Origin of the sequence: Zobellella taiwanensis, assembly GCF_003012795.1 — a bacterium.
Classification (GTDB): Bacteria; Pseudomonadota; Gammaproteobacteria; order Enterobacterales; family Aeromonadaceae; genus Oceanimonas; species Oceanimonas taiwanensis.
Genome location: NZ_PXYH01000004.1, coordinates 165,168 through 183,532, shown reverse-complemented (window position 1 = coordinate 183,532; position 18,365 = coordinate 165,168). Strand labels below are relative to the sequence as shown.

Genomic DNA, 18,365 nt, shown 5'->3' with positions numbered 1-18,365 from the left:
GGTGAGTTTAGCGACTGCCTCCACCTTACCCAAGGCCGCCTTGTCCGGCAACGGCCAGTTGGCAGAGGCTACGTAAACAGGCAACCCGTGCTGCTTAACCGTGATCTCCGGCAAGACGACGGTTAATTGATCGCGGTCAATATTTGCATTTAGCAACTATTTTATTTTAATCACAAGCGATAACGGACCGGGAATCCTTCCCCGTCCTTCGCCCCGACTCCGCGTCAACAGGGCGCGGGCCTTCGTGAGCTGCAAACCAAGGACAGCCTTATGAACCAATCCGCGACCACCGCCTACAGGGGTACCGACAAGCTCCTGTACGGCATCATCCTCGGCGTTCTGGCCTTCTGGCTATTTGCCCAGACCACGCTGAACATTGCCCCCGCCATGGCCGCCGACCTGGGCGTGGAGCAATCCTTCATGAACAATGCCGTGTCCATTACCGCCCTGTTTTCGGGGATTTTCATCGTGGTGGTCGGTGGCCTGGCCGACCGTATTGGCCGGGTTAAAACCGTGACCTGGGGCTTTATGTTCTCGATCGTGGGCTCCCTGCTGGTCGGGCTCGCGCCCTCGGGCGAGCTTGGCGGCCTTTTCCTGATGCTGGGCCGTATTAGCCAGGGGCTGTCGGGCGCCTTCATCATGCCGGCCTCCCTGGCGCTGGTGAAGGAATACTGGGACGGCGCCGAGCGTCAGCGCGCCATTTCCCTCTGGTCCATGGGCTCCTGGGGCGGCTCGGGCTTTGCCGCCCTGTTCGGCGGCCTGATGGCACAAAACGTGGGCTGGCGCTGGATCTTTATCATCGCCGCCCTGGTGTCCGTGGTGGGCATGCTGATGGTGCGCGGCACGCCCGAATCCAAGGCGGAAGTCAAAGGCAACTACAAGTTCGACTTCAAGGGCGTCATTACCTTTATGGTCGCCATGGTGTCGCTGCAGGTGCTGGCCACCCAGGGCAGTCAGTTCGGCTGGACCAGCCCCCAGTCACTGGGCCTGCTGCTGGTGGTGGTGGTCTTTGGCGCCCTCTTTTTCAAGGTGGAAGCGGGTAATCCCAACGCCTTTGTACAGTTCCGCCTGTTCCGCAACAGCACCTACACCGGTGCCACCATTTCCAACCTGCTGCTCAATGCCACCGCCGGCATCATCATCGTCGCCATGCTGGTGCTGCAGCAGGGAGGCGGGATCAGCGCCCAGGAAGCCGGTCTGCTGACCCTGGGATACGCCATCTCCATTCTGGCCTTCATCCGGGTGGGTGAAAAACTGCTGCAACGCTTTGGACCGCGCCAGCCCATGCTGTGGGGCTGCTTTATCGTGGGCCTGGTGATCCTGCTGCTGATGCCCACCAACCTGATGCTCGGCAGCTACAAAATCCTGTCTGTCATCGCCTTTACCCTCTTTGGCGTGGGCCTGGCCTTCTATGCCACCCCCTCCACCGACGCGGCCCTGTCCAACCTGCCCGCGGATCAGTCCGGGGCCGGAGCCGGCATCTACAAGATGGCGTCTTCCCTGGGCGCCTCCTTTGGGGTGGCCATCGCCTCCGCCGTCTACACCGCCATCGCCGGTGACAACGGCAGCGTTCTCTGGCTTGAAGGCGTGATCACCTTTGTCGGCAACCAGGAGAACCTGGCCTACCGTGAAGCGGCCTTCTTCGCCCAGCTGACCATGCTGGTAATGCTGGTGGTGGCGGTATTCTCCATCATCCTGACCATTCCCAAGGGCAAGCCCTCCGGGCGCTGAGCCCCAGTCGCACCGTCGGCCCAAGCGCCGGCGGCCAACCCGAACAGTGTTAAATGGAGTATCGACATGAGCACCATCCTCAAAGACATCGAACAACAACAGTCCCATATCAACGCATGGTTTGAGCACCTGCACAGCCACCCGGAACTGGCCATGCAGGAAGCCGGTACCGCCGAATACATCGCCACTGTCCTGCGCGGCCTAGGGGAGTTCGAGGTTGTCACCGGCGTCGGCAAACACGGCATTGTCGCCAGCCTCAAGGTGGGCGACGGGGACAAGTCCATTGCGCTTCGCGCCGACTTCGACGCCCTGCCCATCCAGGAAAGCAACAACCTGCACTATTGCTCCAAAACGCCGGGGCTGTCCCATTTGTGCGGTCACGACGGCCACACCGCCATGCTGCTGGGCGCCGCCAAGCACCTGGCCGAAACCAAAAATTTCAACGGTACCCTGCGGCTGTTCTTCCAGCCGGCGGAGGAAACCATGCAGGGCGCCCCGGCCATGATTGCGGACGGCCTGTTTGAGCGTTTTCCGGTGGACAATGTTTTTGCCATGCACAACATGCCGGGACTGGAGCTGGGCAAGCTGTATTTCACCGAAGGCGATACCATGGCGGCGGTGGACAGCTGGGAGGTGGTGCTCACCGGCAAAGGCGGCCATGGCGCCTTTCCCGAGCTGGCGGTCGACCCTGTGGTGGCCGGCTCATCCCTGGTGATGGCCCTGCAGTCGGTGGTGGCCCGCAACGTGGCGCCCTCCCACAGCGCCGTGGTAACGGTGGGGGCCTTCCAGGCCGGCGAGGCGGGCAACGTCATTGCCCACACCGCCACCTTGCGCCTGTCCATCCGCACCACCACCGCTTCCGATCGCATTCTGGTGCTGAACAACATTCGTCGCCTGGTGCACCAGCAGGCCGAGTCCTTCGGCTGCAGCGCCGAAATCCGCGAAGGCCAGCCCGGCGCCGTGCTCCACAACGATCCGGAGGAAACCCGCAAGGCGGCCCGAATTGCCCGGGCCGCCCTGGGCGAGGACAAGGTGTCCGAGAAGGGTCCCACCTACCTGGGTTCCGAGGACTTTGCCTTTATGCTGCAGCAGAAAAAGGGCACCTACTGTTTCCTCGGCAACGGCGACAGCAAGTTTGTGCACCACCCGGAATATGTGCTGAACAAGGACATACTGCCCATAGGCGCGGCCTACTGGGTGGCCCTCGCCGAGGGCTGGCTGCGCTAATCCCGCCTTGCTCCTCCCGTAAAAAAAGCGCCCGCGGGCGCTTTTTTCCTGGCAGCGAGGGGCAGAACATCAGGCGGCGGCCAGCACGCCCAGCGCCAGCCAGCTGGTGTAGCCGCCGTAGGCCAGCAGCAGCAGGCCGCCTTCCACCCGGTTGATGCGCCCCTGGCGGCCGTTGAAGCCATAACCCAGCACGAACAGGGACAGGGTCAGCACGCCCATCACCAGGAAGTCGCGGCTGATCACTTCCGCCGCCACCTCCAGCGGATGGATGATGCCCGCCAGGCCCACCACCGCCAGGGTGTTGAACAGGTTGGAGCCGATCACGTTGCCGATGGCCAGATCGTGCTCGTTCTTGCGGATGGCGGCGATGGACGACGCCAGCTCCGGCAGTGAGGTGCCTACCGCCACTATGGTCAGGCCGATGATAAGGTCGCTCACCCCAAAGGCCTGGGCCACATTCACCGCCCCCCATACCAGGATGCGCGAGCTGATGATCAGCAGCACCAGGCCGGCCACCAGCCAGAACAAGGCCTGTTTCAGGGTCATCAGGTTTTCATCCAGTTCCTTTGCCTCGTCGGTGGCCATGGCATCGGCCCCGTCGCGCAGGCCCTGGCGGATGCTCCAGGCCATCAGCAGCACAAACACGCCCAGCAGCACCAGGGCGTCGGTGCGGGCAAGCATGCCGTTCCACAGCAGGGCCAGCGACAGCAGGGTGATCAGCAGCAAGATCGGCAGCTCCTTGCGCAACACCTGGGAGTGCACGGCAATGGGGCTGATGACCGCGGTGATCCCCAGGATCAGGCCGATATTGGCGATGTTGGAGCCGTAGGCATTGCCCAGGGCCAGGCCGGGATTGCCCTCGAGCGCGGAGATGATGGATACCACGATTTCCGGCGCCGAGGTGCCGAAGCCGACGATGACCATGCCGATCAGCAGCGGCGGCATGCCCGCATAACGGGCGGTGGCCGAGGCGCCGTCCACGAAACGGTCGGCACTCCATACCAGGACGGCCAGGCCAAGGGCAATGGCGGCGAGGGACATCAGCATGACGGGCCTCCCCGGGTCGCCACGCGGCACAGGTCGGTAAACAAGACGGGACTGGATAACATAGGGCACTCTCAAGGGCGGGACCGAATACCGGAGGCAGACCCCTCCCCGCCCGGTGAAGGGTTCCGCCTCAGGTCTCATCAATCCGCAAGGACACCACTGCCATAAGCCTTCGGCTCAGAGATTGTTGACAGTGGTTTCGGCTGGCGCCGAACGATTACTCCCCCAAGAGGCGCCTATTCTGACAGCTTGCGCCCGGCAAGAAAAGGCCCGGCTACAGGCTGGGAAAGGCGAACTGGGACTTTTCCCCGCTCAGCGGGGCCGGCCAGCGCTGGGTCAGGGTCTTGCGCCGGGTATAGAAACGCACCCCGTCCGGCCCGTAGGCCCCGAGATCGCCGAACAGGGAGCGCTTCCAGCCGCCGAAACTGTGATAGGCCACGGGCACCGGCAGGGGCACATTGATGCCGACCATGCCCACTTCAATGTCATCGCCAAAACGGCGCGCCGCCTCGCCGTCGCGGGTGAACAGGCAGGTGCCGTTGCCGTATTCGTGGCCGTTGACCAGACCGATGGCGTCCGCCAGGCTGGCCACCCGCACCACGCACAGCACGGGCCCGAAGATCTCCTCCCGGTAAATGCGCATGCCGGGAGTAACCCGGTCGAACAGGCAGCCCCCGAGGAAGTAGCCGCCCTCATAGCCGGCTACCTGTATGCCCCGGCCATCCACCACCAGTTCGGCGCCCTCGGCCAGGCCCTGCTCCAGGCAGCCCTGGATCCGTGCCAGGTGAGCGCCGCTGATTACCGGCCCCATGTCCAGACCATCCCGGTGGCCGGGGCCGATACGCAGCTCGCGGATGGCCGGCGCCAGCCGGGCGATCAGGGCATCGGCCATGGCATCGCCTACGCACACCGCCACCGAAATGGCCATGCAGCGCTCGCCGCAGGAGCCAAAGGCCGCCCCCATCAGGGCCGGCACCGCCAGATCCAGGTCCGCATCCGGCATCAGCACCGCATGGTTCTTGGCGCCCCCCAGGGCCTGAACCCGCTTGCCGGCGGCACTGCCCCTGGCATAGAGGGACTCGGCCACCGGCGTCGAGCCGACAAAGCTTATCGCCCTGACCGCCTCCTGGCCGAGCAGGGCATCCACCACCGCCTTGCCCCCCTGCACCACATTCATCACCCCGGGTGGCAGCCCGGCCTGCTCCAGCAACCGGGCAATCAGCAGGGCCGCGCCGGGGTCCTGCTCCGACGGCTTGAGGATGAAGCAGTTGCCGCAGGCAATGGCCAGGGGATACATCCACAGCGGCACCATGGCGGGAAAGTTGAACGGCGTGATCCCCGCCACTATGCCCAGGGGCTGGAAATCGGACCAGGCGTCGATGTCCGGGCCCACGTTGCGGGTATAGTCGCCCTTGAGCAGCTCGGGCACGCCGCAGGCATATTCGACATTCTCCATGCCCCGCTGCAGCTCGCCCCGGGCATCGTCCAAGGTCTTGCCGTGCTCTTCACAGATCAGCCGGCAGATGTCGTCCGCATGCTCTTCCAGCAGTTGCCGGAAACGGAACATGACCCTGGCACGCCGGGCGGGCGGGGTGTTGCGCCAGCCCGCAAAGGCCGCCCGGGCCGCCGCCACCGCCTGGGCCACCTCGTCCTCCCCGGCCAGGCAGACTCGGGCGCATACCTCGCCGGTGGCCGGGTTGAACACGTCCGCGGTCTCGCCGCCGGTGAGGTGTTCGCCATTGATCAGGTGTCCTGTGATTCTCATCGCTGCATCCTTGTGGTGAAAAAGGGGCGCCGCTCAGGGCTGGGCCCGCAATACCCGGGCGACGGCATTGAACAATTGCTCCAGTTCGTCCGGGGTGGAAATAAAGGGCGGCCCGAATTGCAGGGTGTCGCCGCCAAAGCGCACATAGTAGCCCGCCTGCCACAGGGCAATGGCCAGCTCCATGGGGCGGCGCGCCGGCTCGCCCGGATAGGGCGCCAGCTGCACCGCGCCGGCCAGGCCGCAGTTGCGGATATCCAGCACCTGGGGCAGGCCACGCAGCCGGTGGATCTGCTCCTCAAATACCGGCATCAGCGCCCGCACCCGGCCCGGCATGTCCTCCTCCACCAGCAGGTCCAGGGCGGCCATGGCGGCGGCGCAGGCCACCGGGTGGGCGGAATAGGTGTAGCCGTGGGGAAATTCCACCATATAGTCGGGCCCCGGCTGTGCCATAAAGGCCTGGTAAATCTCCTCCCGGGCAAGTACCGCTCCCATCGGCACCACGCCGTTGGTCAGTTGTTTGGCCAGGTTCATGATGTCGGGCACCACGCCGAAGGCCTCGGCGCCAAACAGAGTGCCCATCCGTCCCAGCCCGGTGATCACCTCGTCGAAAATCAGCAGGATGTCGTGCCGGTCGCAAATCTCGCGCAACCGCTGCAGATAGCCCAGGGGCGGCACTATCACCCCGGCCGAGCCCGCCATGGGCTCGACAATCACGGCCGCTATGGTGGAGGCGTCGTGCAGTTCGATCAGTTGCAGCAGATGGTCCGCCAGCCCAGCGCCCTGGGCCGGCTGGCCCTTGCTGAAGGCGTTTTCCGCAAGCAGGGTATGGGGCAGATGATCCGCGTCCAGCAACTGGCCGTAATGCTTGCGATTGGGCCCTATGCCGCCCAGGCTGGTGCCCCCCACGTTAACGCCGTGGTAGCCCCGGGCCCGGCCGATAAGCCGGGTTTTTTCCGGCTTCCCCCGCACCCGCCAGTAGGCCCTGGCCATTTTCAGGGCGGTGTCGGCACACTCGGAGCCGGAATTGGTGAAAAACACCCGGTTCAAGGCGTCTGGCGCCAGCCGGGCCAGCCGCTCGGCCAGTTCGAAGGCCAGCGGGTGCCCGGCCTGGAAGCAGGGGGCATAATCCAGGATATCGAGCTGGCGGGCGATGGCGCTGTTGATGTGCGGATGGCGGTGCCCCAGGCCGGTGCACCACAGGCCGGACAGGCTGTCGAACAGCCGCCGGCCCCGGGTATCGGTAAACCAGGCGCCGTCGGCCGAGGCAAACAGGCGGGGGGCGGCCTTGAAGGCGCGGTTGCCGGTAAAGGGCATCCAGAACGCATCCAGGTTGAGGTGTTCGGGACCGACCTCGGTCCCCTGGTATTGAGGTTGGCTGTTCATCCGGGCTCCTTGGGAACAAGGGGCGCATCCGGCGCCCGCATTGCTCCATGGTGCTCCCCGGGCTTATCCTGTTAAATATAAACTTTGTTAAGTTCAGTTAATCATTTCCTTAACTTTCTACCGGGGCTTCCACGATGGACCAAAAGACCTCTCCCCTCGGCCAGGTCAGCGACTTCGAACTCAAGCTGCTGCGGGTGTTTCGCACCGTGGCCGCCTGCGGCGGTTTCTCGGCGGCGGAAGTCAGCCTGGGCATCAGCCGGGCGGCGATCAGCATGCAGATGGCGGATCTGGAAAACCGCCTGGGACTCCGGCTCTGCCAGCGCGGCCGGGCCGGCTTTGCCCTCACCGACGAAGGACGCCGGGTGCTGGAGGCCAGCGACCGGCTGCTCGGCGCCATCAGCCACTTTCGCGCCGAAATCGACGATCTGCACCGCCACCTGAGGGGCACCCTCAGCATCGGCATCACCGACAACCTGGTCAGCCACCCGGGCATGAAAATCACCCATGGCCTGGCGGCGCTCAAGGCCCGCGGCCCCGAGGTCAGGATCCACCTGCACATGCAGCCCTCGGACGACATCGAGATCGGCGTACTCGACGGCCGGCTCAACATCGGCGTGGTGCCGCGCATCCGCGAGCGACCGGGGCTGGACTGCCTGCCCCTGTATGAAGAAAGATCCAGCCTTTACTGCGCCGCCGGCCATCCGCTGGCGGCCGCCGGGGCAGGCCCCGACGACATCGCCCGCCACGAGCTGGTGATGCCCAGCTTTGCCCTGCCGCCCGAGGCCGAGGCCCTGTGCCGGCGCCATCCCCTGGGCGCCCGGGCCAATGATCGGGAAGGCATTCTCTTTCTGGTGCTCACCGGCCGCTATCTGGGTTACCTGCCCGAGCACTACGCCCGCCCCTGGGTGGAAGGGGGCCGGCTGGCGGCGCTGCTTCCCCAACGGCTCGGCTTCACCACCCGCTTTGGCGCCATCACGGTGCGGGGCCGGCGTCCCAATTTGGTGCTGGATACCTTCCTCGATACCCTGGCCGGCGATCCCGACGGAACGGAAACTGTGCGCCAGGTCGATAAATGACACAGAGTTTTCTCGCCCAAAGGAGGTACGCGGTCATTTATTGATCCAGGTCAGTCCTGTTTGACAACGACGAATACAAACTTACATCTGAGATACAAAATTAATCTCGACTAACAAAAAAGCACCCAGTACAGGGAGTAACCCATGAAACTCAGTAAGCTTGTCGTTGCCGTCGGCCTGGCCTTCGCCTTTTCCGCCCATGCCAACACCCTGCCGGTGGAAGAAGCCGTGCTCACCTCGCCGCCCCTGGTACCGCCCCCCATCACCCGGGATCATGCCGCCAAGGTGGTGGTGAAGATGGAAACCGTGGAAAAGGTGATGGAAATCGCCGACGGGGTGGAATACATGTTCTGGACCTTCGGCGGCTCGGTGCCGGGCCAGTTCCTGCGGGTGCGCGAGGGGGACGAAATCGAGTTCCACCTCTCCAACCATCCCGACTCCAAGATGCCCCACAACATCGACCTGCACGCGGTCACCGGCCCGGGCGGCGGCGCGGCGGCCTCCTTCACCGCCCCCGGCCACACCTCGGTGTTCAACTTCAAGGCGCTCAACCCCGGGCTTTATGTCTACCACTGCGCCACCGCCCCGGTGGGCATGCACATCGCCAACGGCATGTACGGCCTGATCCTGGTCGAGCCGGAGGAAGGGCTGCCGCCGGTGGACCGGGAATACTATGTGATGCAGGGCGACTTCTACACCAAGGGCGCCTACGGCGAGCAGGGCCTGCAACCCTTCGACATGGACAAGGCGATCCGCGAGCAGGCCGACTATGTGGTGTTCAACGGCGCCGTGGGCGCGCTCAACGGCGACAAGGCCCTCACCGCCAACGTAGGCGAGACGGTGCGCCTCTATGTGGGCAACGGCGGCCCCAACCTGGTGTCGTCCTTCCACGTCATCGGTGAAATCTTCGACAAGGTCCATGTGGAAGGCGGCGATCTGATCAACGAAAACGTGCAGACCACCCTGGTCCCCGCCGGCGGTGCCGCCATGGCGGAATTCAAGCTGGACGTGCCCGGCAACTTCATCATGGTGGACCACTCCATTTTCCGTGCCTTCAACAAGGGGGCGCTCGGCATGATGACGGTGGAAGGCCCCGAGGACAAGGTGGTCTACTCCGGCAAGGTGGCCGACAACGTCTACCTGCCCGAAGGCTCGGCGGTACAGGTCATGCCCAATGGCCATCCCAAGGTCACCGCCAAGAACAAGGAAGAGCGGATGATGTACGGCAAGCGGGTGTATGAAGCCAACTGCCAGGCCTGCCACCAGGGCGGCGGCGAGGGCATCCCCGGCGCCTTCCCGCCGGTGGCCGACTCCGACTTCCTCAACGAAAACCCGACCCGCGCCGTCGACGTGGTGCTGCACGGCCTCAAGGGACCCATCAAGGTCAACGGTCAGGCCTTCGACAGCATCATGCCGGCCATGCGCCTGTCCGACGAGGACGTGGCCAACGTGCTGACCTATGTGCTCAACAGCTGGGACAACAAGGGCGGGGAAATCACCCCCGAGGTGGTCGCCAAGCGGCGGGAGGAAGGCAAGCCCATCGTGATGGAAGGGAGCGCCCACTGATGCTCACCGCGCTGCTGCTTGGCCTGGCGGCGCTGCAGATGGCCGAACTTCCCGGCGGGGAAGTTCGGCCCCTGTACCTGAGCAAGGACAGCCCGCTCACCCGGGTGGCGCCGTTCCGGCTGGATGTGACCCCGGTCACCAACGGCCAGTTCGCCGCCTTTGTGGCCGCCCATCCCCGCTGGCAACCGGGTGCCGTCGCCGCCCTGTTCGCCGAACCCGGCTACCTGCAACACTGGCCCGCCGGGCAGCCGACGCCCGCCCAGCGGGAGCAGCCGGTCACCCGGGTATCCTGGTATGCGGCCGATGCCTACTGCCGGGCCCAGGGCAAGCGCTTGCCGACGGTGGCGGAGTGGGAGTTCGCCGCCCAGGCCTCGGAAAGCGCCGCCTTTGGTGCCACCGAGCCCGATTACACCCGGCGCATCCTGTCCTGGTATGCCCGTCCCGCCACCGCCACCCTGCCGCCGGTAGGGCAGGACCCGGCCAACTACTGGCAGGTGCAGGATCTGCACGGGCTGGTGTGGGAATGGACCCAGGATTTCAATTCCACCCTGGTCACCGGCGAGTCGCGCGGCGACAGCAGCCTGGATCAGGGCATGTTTTGCGGCTCGGGCGCCGCCGGCAGCGCCGATCCGTCCGATTACGCCGCCTTTATGCGTTTTGGCTTTCGTACCAGCCTCAAGGCGCCCTATACCCTGGGCAACCTGGGATTTCGTTGTGCACAGGAGCTGACCGATGAAAACACTGATACTGCTGATCCTGCTGGCCGCCTTTAACGTCCGTGCCGCCCTGCCGGGCGACTCCGTCTACCAGCTCGACAGCCGCTGGCAGAACAGCGAGGGCAAAGCCCTCGCCATCGCCGATCTGGCCGGCAAAAAACGGCTGCTGGCCTTTATTTACAGCGACTGCATGACCGCCTGCCCGGTGATTGTATCCAATTTGCAGGCGGTGCAAAAAACCCTGAGCCCGGCCGAGCAGGACGCCCTCGGCTTTGTGCTGGTATCGCTCACCCCCGGCCGGGACACGCCCAAGGTACTGCGCCACTTTGCCGGCCAGCGCGGGCTGGACCAGCACTGGACCCTGCTCAGCGGCAGCGACGACGATGTCCGCACCCTGGCCATGGCGCTCAATATCCAGTACATGGGCCAGGCCAACGGCGAGATTTCCCATTCCAACACCGTCAGCGTACTCGATGAACAGGGCCGGCTGATGTTCCAGCAGTCCGGCCTGCCCGATGGTCCCCGGGGACTGGCGGACAAATTGTTTGTGCCATAACACAAAACCGCCAACGGACTCAGAAAAGACGTGCATTACAATGTTGCATACAGGATACTCCTTTTATCTCGACGGCCACGCCAAGGGCCGTGATCATCAGGGGAGCACATCATGATGTTTACACGTCACCGCCGGCAACTGGCCGAACTGGAGGCGCGTTGCGCCCGGCAGCAGGCCGAGCTGGAACAAGGGCAACAGCGGCTGGCCGGGCTGGAGCAGGAAAACCACGCGCTGCGGGAGCGCCTGGCCGCCGCCGAGCGGCGCCAGCGCCTGGGTCAGGGTGTGTTTGCCAGCATGGCCGGCTTTGGCCAGTCGCTCGACGGTCTTTGCTCGTCCTTCGCCAGCCTGGCCAGCAACCTGGATCGGGAGCAGACCACGGCGGTCAGCGCCGCCGGCCAGTCGGACCAAGCCCGGGCCCGGCTGAGCGGCATGGCCGACAACCTCAATGCCCTTGCCGGCACCACCCGCACCACCGCCGCCGGAGTGGAACAACTGTCCCGCCAGGCCGAGCAGATCGGCCGCATCGTGCAAATCATCCGGGAGGTGGCCGAGCAGACCAACCTGCTGGCGCTCAACGCGGCCATCGAAGCGGCGCGGGCCGCCGAGGCCGGGCGAGGCTTTGCGGTGGTGGCCGACGAGGTGCGCAAGCTGGCCGAGCGCACCGGCAACGCTACCACCGAAATCGCCGCCCTGGTGGGCGCTATTCAGGGGGAAACCCAGAGCACCCGAGGCGCCATGGCCGAAAGCACCCGGCTGGCGGAGCTGTGCGCCGGGGAGTCGGGGGCCGCCGCCGAGGACATGACCCGCCTCAGCCAACTGGCGCACCATATGGAGCAGGCAGTGGTGGATGCCGCCCGGCTGTCGACCGTGGAGCTGGCCAACATCGAGGAGTTACAGCTCAAGCTGGAGGTGTACAAGGTGTTCATGGATCAGTCCAGCATACGGGCGGAGCAAATCCCGGACGAAACCCAGTGTCGCCTGGGCCAGTGGTATTACCAGGGCGAAGGCAAGGCTCTTTACGCCGGCCAGGCCGATTACCGGGCGCTGGAAAGCCCGCACCAAGCCATGCACAGGGGCGCCCGGGACGCCATCCGCCACTATTATGCGGGCGACCACGACAAGGCTTTGCAGGCCCTGCAACAGATGGAGCAGGCCAACCTGAGCGTGCTGCGCGGCATAGAAGGCATGCTGGCCCCCCTGCGCGAACCGGAGCGGGCCGCACCGCGCCGGGCGGCCTGATCATCGCCTGCAAAAAAAGGGGTCGGAGTCATTTTTGAAAAATGACTCCGACCCCTTTTTCAATGACTCAGGACTCGTAGCGCTCGAGCCGCTGCTGCAGACGCATCACCTCCGCCTCCAGTTCGGCAATGCGCGCCAGCAGCTCGGCCTCCCGTCCCGATGCCGGGGCCTCGGCCACCGCCGGCTCCGGCATCTCGCCAAACAGGTGGGCGTAGCGCGATTCCCGCTTGCCGGGCTGGCGCGGCAGCCGCGCCACATAGGGTCCCTTGTCGGCCAGGGCCTGCAGACAGGCTTCCACCTGGCCGACTTCGGCAAAGCCGTGCAGCCGGGCACAGCGGCTGCGCAGCTCGCCCGGGGTCTGGGGGCCGCGCAGCAACAGTTCGCAGACGATGGCCAGCTCGCCCGGGCTGAACTGCAGCTCGCCGAACTCGGTATTGCAGAAGCGGTGCTGGAACTTGGCTGCGCGGGCATTGAAGCCGGCCACATTGTTGACCAGCCGCCGGGCGATCAGGGTATTGAGCACCGACTGCACCTCCTGTTCGTCCAGGCTCATCACCGGCTCGCGGTTGCTTTTCTGGTTGCAGGCGTTGACCAGCGAATTGAGGGTAAGGGGGTATACCTCGGGCGTGGACACCTGTTTTTCAATCAGGCAACCGATGATTCTCTGTTCCAGGACCGACAATTTTTCCATGACCAGACTCCTTGATGTCTTTTGCCCCCAGCCTACCGGACTACGGCAGGAACACCAACGCCCAAAACACTCAGGCCGCCACCGGACTGGTGTCGAGCGGCGGCAGGCCAAAGGCGGCCCGGGCCCGGTTGCAGGCGCCGTCGGCGTCGAAGGGCTGGAAATCCCGGCAGGGACTCGGCCGGTTGGGGTAGATGGCGCAGGACACACAGTCACCCACCCGTCCCTGCAACGCCACGCAGCGCGGGCGGGACTGGTTGGTGCCAGTCATCGCCAGCCGGGTCGGGCTGACCGGTTCGGTAAAGGCCTCGGGCACGGCGAACTCGCTGTGCACCTCGCCCCAGTAAAAGGACACACGAAAATACGAGCAGCAGGCGCCGCAGGTCAAACAGGGGTTGTCACCACTCATCAACGCCTTACCTCCTGGCAAAACCAAAACAGCGACAAAATGAACAAAGGATTATCAACAAGGGCGGCGGGGCCACGGAACCGGAACGGGGGAAAGGAAGGCTGGCGAACAGGACGGGGCACTGTCGCGACGTGTCGATGTCATCTCCTGGTCAAGGCGCCGGCACAGCGCCGGCGGGAGCATATAAATAAATCGAAAGCCGCCGCCAATCAAGTCCCGGCGCCAGCGGCCGATAACAAAAAAACGGGCAGGCCCGGGGCGCGCCGCAGTGGCGCCTTCCGCCAGGGATTCGGGCTCCGTTGCGGCGCCATAAAGTGTGCACCAGCGCAAAATATCGGTAAAACCCGGTTTTTTCCGTATATCGCTCTGCGCAATAAGACTAAAGTATGAGCCGCTTTCGACCAATGATAATTACAGGGAAACAGTAGTATGAAAATAGCCCACAAAGTCGGACTGACCGCCGCCGCCGTGCTGCTTGTCACTGTCAGCATGCTTTCCTGGCTGCAGATTTCCCAGGTGCGCGACACCCTGCGCGAGCAGACCGCCGCCGCCATCACCGAAACCAGCTCCACCCTCGCCAAGCAGATTGAAAACTGGCTCAACGCCAAACTCGGCCTCATCGACATGGTGGCCCAGAATATCGACCGCAATTTCAGCCGCGACCAAGTGCAGTACTCCTTCAACCTGCCGCTGCTGAAGGACGACTTCATCCTGATCTTCGGCGGCCTGGAAAGCGAGAACGGCAGCCGCATCACCAATGATCCGAGCTGGAACCCGCCCGGCTGGGACGCCCGTCAGCGGCCCTGGTATGCGGTGGCCATGAACGCCGGCCAGGCGGCCCTGACCGAGCCCTACCCCGATGCCGCCAGCGGCGAGATCCTGATTTCGGCAGTGGCGAAAATTACCGACAACGGCCGCGCTGTCGGGGCCTTTGGCGGCGATCTCAGCCTGCAAACGGTGGCGGACGCCATCAACGTCATCGACTTCAACGGCGCCGGCTACGCCTTCCTGGTGGCGGAAAACGGCAACATCATTTCCCACCCGGATGCCGCCTTCAACGGCAAAAACCTGAGCGACCTGTTCGAAGGCGCCGCCCCCGCGCTCAGCCCCAGCCTGACCGACCATGTACTGGGGGGCAAGCCCCACTGGGTGTCCTTCACCCCGCTCGACGAGCTGCAAAGCGCCCGCTGGTATATCGGCGTGGTGCTCGACGAAAGCGTGGTCATGGCCCAGGCCGACCGCCAGCAGTGGCAGGCACTGATCATCGCCGTGCTCGGGGTCGCCATCAGCCTGGTGATCCTGGTGCTGCTGATGACCAGCCTGCTCAAGCCCTTGGGCGGCCTGCACCAGTCCCTGGCCGACATCAACGGCGGCCAGGGCGATCTGACCAAGCGCCTGCCGATAGTGCGCCAGGATGACTTTGGCCTGGTCGCCAACGAATTCAACGGCTTCCTCGCCCACCTGCAGCGCCTGATTGGCGATGTGATGGACAGCTCCCGCAAGCTCAAGTCCAGCATCACCCAAACCTCGGATCAATCGGGCCAGGCCGAGCAGCGGCTGCAACTGCAGTTGCAGGAGCTGGATCAGTTGGCCACCGCCATGCATGAAATGGCCGCCACCGCCACCGAGGTGGCCCAGCATGCCCAAAACGCCGCCGAGGCCGCCAACGCCGCCAACCGGGAAACCGAGCAGGGTGCCCAGGTGGTGTCCCGTTCTACCCAGGCCATAGCACGGCTGGCGGCAGACATGGAGGACACCATGGCCTCGGTTAACGAGCTGGCCCAGTTGAGCCGCAATATCGAGTCCATTCTGTCGGTGATCACCGGCATCGCCGAGCAGACCAACCTGCTGGCGCTCAACGCCGCCATCGAGGCCGCCCGGGCCGGCGAGTCGGGCCGCGGTTTCGCCGTGGTAGCCGACGAGGTACGCTCGCTCGCCTCCCGCACCCAGCAGTCGACCCAGGAAATCGGCGACATGATAGAACGGCTGCAGGCCGGAGTACGCCAGGCCGAGGGCAAGATGAAGCAGAGCCAGGAGCTGGCCGCCCAGACCTCCACCGACGCCGCCGAGGCCAACGAGGTACTGGCCCGCATCCGCGAGGCCATCAGCCACATCAACGACATGAACCTGCAAATTGCCACCGCGGCGGAAGAGCAAAGCGCCACCAGCGAGGAGATCAACCAGAACACCACCAATATCCGCGACATCAGCCAGGACGTGGCCAGCGGCGCCGTGGCCCAGGTCCGGCAGTGCCAGGAAATGCTCGACCAGATGCAGCGCCAGGACCGGCTGCTCGGCGAGTTCAAGGTCTGAATGCAGGGCCGGAGCAGGAGGGCGCCCACGGGCGCCCTTTTTCTTTGCCCGCCGCGGGGCCATACTAACGACCCGACAGACACAAGGAGAATCGCATGCTGATCGAATTCGACAAGGCGGCGCTGATGGTCATTGATGTGCAGGACAAGCTGGTGCCGGCCATCGATCGGGGAGAGCGCCTGGCCGCCCGGGTGCAATGGCTGGTTGCCGCCTGCCGGCAACTGGGCACCCCCATCCTCTTTACCGAGCAATATCCCAAGGGCCTGGGCCATACTCTGGGCGCCCTCACCGCCCTGGCGGAGCCGCCCCGGGTGGTGGAAAAAATGCATTTCTCGGTGGTGGCCGCCGGCTGCCTGCCCGAGGACTGGCAGGCGTACCGGCAGATAGTGGTGTGCGGCATGGAAACCCACGTATGCGTGCTGCAGACGGTGCTGGATTTGCTGCGGGAAGGACGGGAGGTGTTTGTGGTGGCCGACGCCGTGGGCAGCCGCAGCGAGGAAAACCGCCAACTGGGCCTGGCCCGGATGCGCGACGCGGGCGCCCATATCGTCAGCCGGGAGATGGTGGTGTTCGAACTGCTGCACCGCTCGGGCACCGAGCAGTTCAAACAGATCAGCAAACAGTTCCTGGTGGGCGAGCAGCCCTGAGGCGTGGACATAATGGCGCGCAGGCGGCTCGCCTGCATTCGCGCACAGCGCGAACCCTCGGGTTGGCCTACCACACCACAGGTTTAAAAAGGCGCGAGGCAAAATAGGCACCGCCGATGAGGCCGTGCCTTCGTCTACCTCGGTGCCCCCCTCATGCGGGCGGGCCGCCCGCGCCCCAAGAAACATCGCGGCCTAAGTTTTAAACTGTGCGCTGCTCCAGGGACTGGCCGACCCCGTCGCCGGGCGGTTATTTCTTGTCCCAGATCCCTTCTTCGAGCTGGCGGTTAAGCTCCGGATACTTGGCCGCATCGAAGGTAGGCACCTTGCCAAGCTTCAACTGGTCGTTGTAATCCCGTGCCAGCTTGATGGCCACGCCCGACAGCAGCAGGATCGCCACCAGGTTGATCAGCGCCATCATGCCCATGGAGGCATCGGCCATGGCCCAGATGGTGGGCAACTCGCCGATGGACCCGAACATCACCATGCCCAGTACAAACAGGCGAAACACCAGCAGGCCGGCCTTGTGGTTGTGCTCGAGGAAAATCAGGTTGTTCTCGGCGTAGGCGTAGTTGGCCACTATGCTGGTGAAGGCGAAAAACAGGATGGCGATGGCGATAAAGGTGTTGCCCCACTCGCCCACTTCATTGGACAGCGCCCGCTGGGTCAGCTCCACCCCGGTAATGCCCGAGCCCGGCTCGAACTGGCCCGACAGCAGTATGATGGACGCCGTGCAGGTACAAATGATGATGGTATCGGTAAACACCCCCAGCATCTGCACATAGCCCTGGGACGCCGGATGGGGCGGATAGGGAGTGGCGGAGGCCGCCGCGTTGGGCGCCGAGCCCATGCCCGCCTCGTTGGAGAAGAGGCCGCGCTTGATGCCGTTGATCAGTGCCTGGGAAATGGCATAGCCCATGGCGCCACCGCCCGCCTGCTCCAGGCCGAAGGCCGACTTGACGATCAGCGCCAGCACGCCGGGCAGCTCGCTGATATTGAGCGCCACCACGACCAGGGCTATCAGCAGGTAGGCCAGGGCCATAAAGGGCACCACCAGTTCGGCAAAGCGCGCTATGGTGCGCAGGCCGCCGAAAATAATGAGCCCGGCCAACAGTACCAGCGCCACGCCGGTGGCCCAGTCGGGCACGCCGAAGGCGACCTGCATGGCGGCGCTGATGGAGTTGGCCTGCACCGCGTTGAACACCAGGCCAAAGGCGATGATCAGGAAAATGGCGAACAGCACGCCCATCCAGCGCATGCCCAGCCCCTTTTCCATGTAATAGGCCGGACCGCCCCGGTAGTTGCCATCCTCGTCCTTGACCTTGTACAGCTGGGCCAGGGTGCTTTCGACAAAGGCGGTGGACATGCCGATCAGCGCGATCAGCCACATCCAGAAAATGGCGCCGGGGCCGCCCAGGTAAAGGGCCACGGCCACCCCGGCCAGGTTGCCGGTGCCGACCCGCGCCGCCAGGCTGGTACACAGCGCCTGGAAAGACGAAATGCCCGCCGCGTCGGACTTGCGGCTGTTCCTGAGCACCGAAAACATATGACCGAAGTGGCGGAACTGAATAAAGCCCAGGCGCAGGGTGAAAAACACCCCTACCCCCAGCAGCAGGTAAATCAGTACCGTGCCCCACAGCAGGTCGTTAATAAAAGCAATAATGGTATCCATGGGTTGTCTCTGCTTCCGTTGGGTTAAGCATTACAATCAGTAATAAGAATAGTTATCATCTACTACTATTGGCAGCCGACGGAATCTAGCACAAGCCGCCGGAATCGCCATGTGAGCCAGATCACACAAAAATATAACAAGCGGAAAAAATCGCCATTTGTTAGCGATAAATAATGTTATTTAACCTGATTTGCAACATATAAACCTTTAAATTCATTACACTTAGAGATATAAATCTTTTACTGCCGGCCGGCGGCATCCGCCTTGCCCACGCTTTATTTTAGTAGCCTGAATAAGGGATACTGTCGGCCCTCGTGTGAACGGCAAACCCGC

At 64.2% G+C, this 18,365-nt stretch carries 15 protein-coding genes and 1 pseudogene; 10 read left to right on the top strand and 6 right to left on the bottom strand.

Annotated elements, in window-relative coordinates; translation table 11 throughout:
* The first annotated feature begins 270 nt into the window (after positions 1 to 270).
* The gene (locus C7I36_RS04480; RefSeq protein ID WP_106452531.1) at positions 271 to 1,731 is read left to right on the top strand and encodes an MFS transporter; all 1,461 of its coding nucleotides are present in this window, start codon (positions 271 to 273) and stop codon (positions 1,729 to 1,731) included.
* Positions 1,732 to 1,797: 66 nt separating this feature from the next.
* Complete coding sequence (locus tag C7I36_RS04475; protein ID WP_106452530.1) at positions 1,798 to 2,958, top strand: amidohydrolase; 1,161 nt, start codon at positions 1,798 to 1,800, stop codon at positions 2,956 to 2,958.
* 69 nt (positions 2,959 to 3,027) lie between these two features.
* Here C7I36_RS04475 and C7I36_RS04470 read toward each other — a convergent pair whose 3' ends face one another.
* From C7I36_RS04470 to aptA, 3 genes are all read right to left on the bottom strand, one after another.
* The gene (locus C7I36_RS04470) at positions 3,028 to 4,005 is read right to left on the bottom strand and encodes a calcium/sodium antiporter (protein WP_106452529.1); all 978 of its coding nucleotides are present in this window, start codon (positions 4,003 to 4,005) and stop codon (positions 3,028 to 3,030) included.
* Positions 4,006 to 4,279: 274 nt separating this feature from the next.
* A complete protein-coding gene (locus C7I36_RS04465) occupies positions 4,280 to 5,770 on the bottom strand; it encodes a CoA-acylating methylmalonate-semialdehyde dehydrogenase (RefSeq protein WP_106452528.1) in 1,491 nt (496 codons plus the stop codon).
* A gap of 33 nt (positions 5,771 to 5,803) precedes the next feature.
* Positions 5,804 to 7,153 (bottom strand): omega-aminotransferase AptA, encoded by a 1,350-nt coding sequence (gene aptA, locus C7I36_RS04460; RefSeq protein ID WP_106452527.1) that lies wholly within the window; start codon positions 7,151 to 7,153, stop codon positions 5,804 to 5,806.
* Between the two features lie 134 nt (positions 7,154 to 7,287).
* On the opposite strand from aptA, the gene C7I36_RS04455 reads away from it, so the two are divergent.
* From C7I36_RS04455 to C7I36_RS17950, 6 genes and pseudogenes are all read left to right on the top strand, one after another.
* Positions 7,288 to 8,229 carry a LysR family transcriptional regulator gene (locus tag C7I36_RS04455; RefSeq protein WP_106452526.1) on the top strand — a complete coding sequence of 314 codons (942 nt, stop codon included), beginning with the start codon at positions 7,288 to 7,290 and terminating at the stop codon, positions 8,227 to 8,229.
* 144 nt (positions 8,230 to 8,373) lie between these two features.
* Positions 8,374 to 9,795 (top strand): copper-containing nitrite reductase, encoded by a 1,422-nt coding sequence (gene nirK / locus C7I36_RS04450; RefSeq protein WP_106452525.1) that lies wholly within the window; start codon positions 8,374 to 8,376, stop codon positions 9,793 to 9,795.
* On the top strand, positions 9,795 to 10,568 hold the full coding sequence (locus C7I36_RS04445) for a formylglycine-generating enzyme family protein (RefSeq protein WP_106452524.1): 774 nt from the start codon (positions 9,795 to 9,797) through the stop codon (positions 10,566 to 10,568). The genes nirK and C7I36_RS04445 overlap by 1 nt, the downstream gene beginning before the upstream one ends.
* Entirely contained in the window at positions 10,528 to 11,067 is a 540-nt protein-coding gene (locus C7I36_RS04440) for an SCO family protein (protein WP_106452523.1), read from the top strand. Before C7I36_RS04445 ends, C7I36_RS04440 begins: the two co-directional genes overlap by 41 nt.
* A gap of 486 nt (positions 11,068 to 11,553) precedes the next feature.
* Positions 11,554 to 11,898 (top strand): annotated as a pseudogene (locus tag C7I36_RS17955) (methyl-accepting chemotaxis protein); the annotation flags it as partial.
* Entirely contained in the window at positions 11,896 to 12,306 is a 411-nt protein-coding gene (locus tag C7I36_RS17950) for a CZB domain-containing protein (RefSeq protein WP_425445028.1), read from the top strand. The pseudogene C7I36_RS17955 and the gene C7I36_RS17950, both read left to right, overlap by 3 nt.
* A 67-nt stretch (positions 12,307 to 12,373) precedes the next feature.
* On the opposite strand, the gene C7I36_RS04430 is transcribed toward C7I36_RS17950, so the two are convergent.
* On the bottom strand, positions 12,374 to 12,997 hold the full coding sequence (locus C7I36_RS04430) for a YceH family protein (RefSeq protein WP_106452521.1): 624 nt from the start codon (positions 12,995 to 12,997) through the stop codon (positions 12,374 to 12,376).
* A 70-nt stretch (positions 12,998 to 13,067) separates the two neighbouring features.
* Positions 13,068 to 13,403 carry a YkgJ family cysteine cluster protein gene (locus tag C7I36_RS04425; protein WP_106452520.1) on the bottom strand — a complete coding sequence of 112 codons (336 nt, stop codon included), beginning with the start codon at positions 13,401 to 13,403 and terminating at the stop codon, positions 13,068 to 13,070.
* Positions 13,404 to 13,832: 429 nt separating this feature from the next.
* Between C7I36_RS04425 and C7I36_RS04420 the strand changes: the two genes are divergently transcribed.
* Positions 13,833 to 15,716: a methyl-accepting chemotaxis protein gene (locus tag C7I36_RS04420; protein ID WP_106452519.1), complete on the top strand. Its 1,884-nt coding sequence runs from the start codon at positions 13,833 to 13,835 to the stop codon at positions 15,714 to 15,716.
* A gap of 95 nt (positions 15,717 to 15,811) precedes the next feature.
* Positions 15,812 to 16,363, top strand: a complete 552-nt coding sequence (locus C7I36_RS04415; protein WP_106452518.1) for a hydrolase — start codon at positions 15,812 to 15,814, stop codon at positions 16,361 to 16,363.
* 247 nt (positions 16,364 to 16,610) lie between these two features.
* On the opposite strand, the gene C7I36_RS04410 is transcribed toward C7I36_RS04415, so the two are convergent.
* Positions 16,611 to 18,032 (bottom strand): alanine/glycine:cation symporter family protein, encoded by a 1,422-nt coding sequence (locus C7I36_RS04410; RefSeq protein WP_106452517.1) that lies wholly within the window; start codon positions 18,030 to 18,032, stop codon positions 16,611 to 16,613.
* Positions 18,033 to 18,365: the final 333 nt, after the last annotated feature.